At 31.9% G+C, this 5,118-nt stretch carries 6 protein-coding genes; all 6 read left to right on the top strand.

Features of this window, described 5'->3' with window-relative positions; all coding sequences use genetic code 11:
* Nucleotides 1-51: 51 nt before the first annotated feature.
* The 6 genes from HMPREF9129_RS12180 (at nucleotide 52) to HMPREF9129_RS02530 (ending at nucleotide 5,079) form a co-directional block, all read left to right on the top strand.
* The gene (locus HMPREF9129_RS12180; protein ID WP_004820030.1) at nucleotides 52-387 is read left to right on the top strand and encodes an ABC transporter permease family protein; all 336 of its coding nucleotides are present in this window, start codon (nucleotides 52-54) and stop codon (nucleotides 385-387) included.
* Nucleotides 384-986: an ABC transporter permease gene (locus tag HMPREF9129_RS12175; protein WP_004820028.1), complete on the top strand. Its 603-nt coding sequence runs from the start codon at nucleotides 384-386 to the stop codon at nucleotides 984-986. The genes HMPREF9129_RS12180 and HMPREF9129_RS12175 overlap by 4 nt, the downstream gene beginning before the upstream one ends.
* On the top strand, nucleotides 987-1,805 hold the full coding sequence (locus HMPREF9129_RS02545; protein WP_004820026.1) for an ABC transporter permease: 819 nt from the start codon (nucleotides 987-989) through the stop codon (nucleotides 1,803-1,805).
* A gap of 2 nt (nucleotides 1,806-1,807) precedes the next feature.
* Nucleotides 1,808-2,611 (top strand): ABC transporter ATP-binding protein, encoded by an 804-nt coding sequence (locus HMPREF9129_RS02540; RefSeq protein ID WP_004820025.1) that lies wholly within the window; start codon nucleotides 1,808-1,810, stop codon nucleotides 2,609-2,611.
* Nucleotides 2,595-3,374: an ABC transporter ATP-binding protein gene (locus HMPREF9129_RS02535; protein ID WP_004820023.1), complete on the top strand. Its 780-nt coding sequence runs from the start codon at nucleotides 2,595-2,597 to the stop codon at nucleotides 3,372-3,374. Before HMPREF9129_RS02540 ends, HMPREF9129_RS02535 begins: the two co-directional genes overlap by 17 nt.
* Nucleotides 3,375-3,444: 70 nt before the next feature.
* Nucleotides 3,445-5,079, top strand: a complete 1,635-nt coding sequence (locus HMPREF9129_RS02530; protein WP_040552466.1) for an ABC transporter substrate-binding protein — start codon at nucleotides 3,445-3,447, stop codon at nucleotides 5,077-5,079.
* Nucleotides 5,080-5,118: the final 39 nt, after the last annotated feature.

Below are 5,118 nucleotides of genomic sequence, written 5' to 3'. Positions count from 1 at the left end.
AGTTAGTTAAGTTAGGCTAACTCACATTTTTTTAGTTAAGGAGGGATTATTTTGAGAATCATAAATAAATTTTTCAGATTGGTTTTAGTGCTATTTATGATCAGTATAATATCCTTTTTTCTGGCAAATATATCCTCCATTGACTCTGCTGAAACAATAGGACATCATCTGTATGGTAATCCAAGCAAAGAACAAATTGAAAATATTCGTATAGAGAAAGGATTGGATAAACCCGTACCTATTCAATATATAAAATGGTTGCAACACGCATTGATTGGTGATTTAGGAATATCCTATCAAACATCAAATCCTGTATTAAGTGATATTAAAGATAAACTTTTTGCCACTGTTAAACTGGTAATTGTATCTCTTTTTTTATTGCGGTGATTACTATTCCTCTTAGTTTAGTTTCAGCGTACAAAAAAGATACTTTGATAGATAAATCTATTCAAGTTATAACCATATTAGGTATTTCTGTACCTTCATTTTGGCTTGGATATGTACTTTTATCTATATTTGCAATTAAACTTCCCATTTTTAAAGTTATCGAATACGGAAACTTTAGGAGTTTGATTCTTCCGTCAATAACTCTGGCAGCACCTGTTATTTCTTCATCTGTAAAGATATTAAGAACCACTCTATTAGAAAATTCCGAGCAGGAATATGTTACCTACGCCAGAGCAAGAGGATTATCTTACAAAAGAATATTATACGCACACATTCTAAAAAACTCTCTTCCCCCAATGATTACTTTATTTTTTCAAAATATAGGAATGATGATTGCGGGAAGTGTAATTGTGGAGAATGTATTCTCATGGCCGGGACTCGGATCATATTTTATGTCAGCCATTGTAAATCGAGATACTCCAGCAATTACCGGTTGTATGTTAATACTTGGTATAATCTTCGTCATATCAAACTATGTATCCGAAAGTATCAATCATTTTTTAAATCCTCATATTTTTACTGTAAAGGAGGATAATTAAATGTTTCGCAAAATACTTGCCAACAAACAACTATTATTCGGTTTATCGCTGATAATAATTTTTATTATTATAGCTATATTTGCACCATTGATTGCACCAAACAGCCCTTATGAAGTCGACATTAGTCAGAAGTTTCTGACTCCATCTCACAATTTTCCTTTAGGTACAGATCAATTAGGGCGTTGTGTTTTATCAAGGCTTATTTATGGAGCCCGATATTCACTTAGCATTGCATTTCCAAGTATTTTCATTTTAGCCTTGATTAGTACCATTGTCGGAACTATAAGTGCTTGGTTTGAAGGTTTTTTAGATAAACTAATTTTGCTACTGTGTGATGTTTTTATGGCATTTCCACCTATTGTCATTGTTCTATCTCTTTTAGGAATACTTGGTCAAGGCAGCATAAATTTAATTATTTCCATAGTTTTATCTATGTGGATATGGTTTGTAAAAGTAATTAGAAGTTATGTTCTAATTGAGAAAAGAAAGAACTATATCATTGCAGCTAAAATTTCAGGATGCAACTCCATAGAAATTATAGTTAAACATATATTTCCTAATATTGCTCCTCTCATAGTTGTGTATTTTAGTACAGGAATTGCAGCTATTATTCTGATGATTTCAGGATATTCCTTTTTAGGTGTCGGACTATCTGAAAACATACCAGAATGGGGAATTATGTTGTCAAACTCAAAACAATACCTATACTCAAATCCAACACTTATTATTTATCCCGGATTATGTATTCTTCTAACTTCTGCCGGATTTAATATTTTTGGAGAATCTTTAAGAGATGTACTTTCCCCGAAGGAGGATTAGATATGGATACACTACTTCAAGTTAGAAATTTAAGTGTGATACACAGAAAAACAAAACAGAAATTGGTCAATAATGTAAATTTCAGTCTTAATAAGGGCGATATTTTAGGTATTATCGGTGAAAGTGGAAGTGGCAAAACATTAACTTGTCGTTGTATCCTTGATCTGTTGAGTAAAAAAACATTTGATATAAGCGGTGAAATTATATTTGAGAATAACAACATCATTTCTTTACCTGAAGAAAAATTGAATTTAATTCGTGGAAATAAAATAGCACTAATAATGCAAAATCCTATTGTTGCCTTTGATCCTATGACAAGAATAGGCAAGCAAATGATTGAATCAATACAAATACACAAAAACTTACACAAAAATGAGATTCTATCTATGTTAGAGAAAATGCTAATCGAATTTGGAATGAAAGATGTCCACAGAATTTTTCGCAGTTTTCCTTCTCAGCTAAGCGGAGGAATGTTGCAAAGATTGATGATTATATTAGCTTTGTCATTATCTCCCGACATAATAATTGCAGATGAAGCTACGACTGCCCTTGATATAAAAACTCAATCTACTGTTTTAGAGGAGTTTAAAAAGATAAAGGAAATGGGAATTTCACTTATAATCGTTACTCATGATTTTGGCGTAATCGCAAAACTTGCTGATAATGTAGTTGTTATGAAAGATGGGAATTTTATTGAAAGTGGAACCGTATACGACATATTTGATTCTCCAAAAAACAGCTATACCAAAGAACTTCTACTTTCCAATCTTTTGAAAGGAGGTAAAAAAAATGATTGTTGCAAATAGTTTGAGTAGAAAATATCAGTGTGATTCATCGGGTAATAAGGAGTTTATATCTGTAGATAATGTTTCATTTACTTTACTTCCCAACTCATCTTATTCACTGGTTGGTGAAAGCGGATCTGGAAAAAGTACACTTTCTCTAATGCTATCTGCCATTCTTCCCCCCAGTGAAGGCACAATTTATTTTAATGATAAAGACATATGGAAAATGAATAAAAAAGAACTTCTCGCTATGAGAAAAGATATTCAACTGGTATTGCAAGACAGCTCTGGAGCTTTGAATCCCAGAAAAAAGATTTACGAAAGTCTGTATGAACCTATCAGCAAATTATGCCACTTAGATAAAGCAGAAATCAACTCATTGATTTTATCAACATTACAAAAAGTGGAACTTCCTGAAACGGTTTTATCGAAATATCCCCATGAGTTATCTGGCGGACAACAAAGTCGAGTTTGTATAGCAAGGGCAATATGTGTAAACCCTAAATATATTATTTTCGATGAGTCTGTCAGTGGATTAGATTCAACTGTACGCAAGAAAATTTTAGACCTTCTCATAGATATAAGAATACAAAACAATATTACCTACTTATTTATTACTCATGATATTGATGTTGCTCTATATATGGCAAATCACATATTCGTTATGAAAGGAGGAAAAATAGTAGAAGAAATACCTAATGCTGTTTCGTATGATTCATTTCATGGAGAATATTCAAGGGAGCTCATCAATGCCCTACCTCCTAAATCTCCATATGACAGATGATTTACGAAACTACTTAAAGTTAATGATGGGCAAAAACAAAAAATATAGTTTAAAGAAAGGATGTGTTTTTATGAAAAATACAAAAAAATTTTTAGGAGTATTACTTGTATTCGTTATGATACTATCTATTACAACGGGTTGCAGTTCAAAAAACGGAAATGAAAACTCACAAAAAACAAAAGAGTTAACATTCTGTGAAAGTTGGAATTTTGATGGAGGTTTCTCTGTCTTTCAAGAACCTTTAATGGCAAATGGAACTTTCGGATTGTTATACTACATTCCCAACTTCTATGAAACGCTTGTAAAATATGAAGATGGAAAATTTACCCCGGGACTTGCTGACAAATGGGAAGTCAGCAAAGACAATATGACTTATACTTTCAATCTAAAAAAGAATATTAAATTCTCTGATGGGGAAGAATTAACTGCTGAAGTGGTAAAGAAAAACTTTGAAAATGTTGGTAAAAATTTAGGAACATACAATGGTTTCTTTGGTTTAACAAGCACGCTTATAGAAAAAGTTACTGTTATTGACAAGCATACTGTATCTGTAAAGTTATCAAGCCCATATTATGGAGCTCTTACGGATTTTACACTTCCTTTGCCAATGGGAATTATGTCACCAAAAGCATTTAATGAAGATGGTTCTCTATCCGACTCAATTAAAAATGCTACAATGGGAACCGGTCCGTATATGTATGATGGTAAGAAAGAAAATGATACTTATACATTTGTGAAAAATCCAAATTACGACCGTAAAAAAGTTGATGTAGAAACTTTTAAGATAAAAGTTATTCCGGATAATGATGCAAAATTACTTGCTCTGAGAAACAATGAAATAGATATGATTCTCGGCACTAACAACCTAAGCTATGATTCTTATAACACTTTGCAGAAAGATAAGAATTTTACAGGAAAAACATCAGAAACAGTTATACAGACCAGATATGTTGGAATCAATTCGGACATCGCTCCATTTAATGATATTTCAGTTAGAAAAGCTATAAATCATGCCATAAATACCGAGTCCATAAGAAAAAATATTTTAGGCGATGTAGAAAAAGAAGCAACTTCTATATTAGATAAAAATTTGCCATATTGTAATGTTGACACCGAATCATACTCTTATTCTGAGCAAAAAGCGAAAGACTTACTTGAAAAAGCTGGATGGAAAGATGAAGATGGAGATGGCATTCGTGAAAAAGATGGGGTTAAACTTTCTGTTAATATCTCTTGTGCCAGTGAACAAGCTATGCTAAAAGATATTTCTGAAGCCATTGCAACAGATCTAAAGAAAGTAGGATTTGAAACGAAAACTTCCAGTTCTGAAACAATGAATCATTATAAAAATATTTCTGAAGGAAAATATCAAATGGCGATTGGAATAACATATAATATTCCTATGGATCCTTACAGACTGGTTGCATCATTTTCCAAAAATCCTGTCATGGATAATATGACATCGAAAGCATTAACCAGCATGAATAATTCAGATGAAGCAATTAGAAGTTTAAACGCAATGACTGATGAAAAAGAAATACAAAAAGTATACAATAGTATTATAACTGCACTACATGACGATGCTGTATTGATTCCTATTTCAAGAACAGTAGGAATGACTACTTTTAACTCCAGCAAAATAGCTGATTATACATTCAGTTTTGAACCTGATTATTTAGATGTATCAAATATAAAAACAAAATAAATTCAACTTGCTTAATGCTTGCTACAAATCGTTCTTTTG

The sequence above is a fragment of the Peptoniphilus indolicus ATCC 29427 genome, from assembly GCF_000227315.1.
Lineage (GTDB): Bacteria > Bacillota > Clostridia > Tissierellales > Peptoniphilaceae > Peptoniphilus > Peptoniphilus indolicus.
This window is presented reverse-complemented; position numbering and strand designations above follow the sequence as displayed.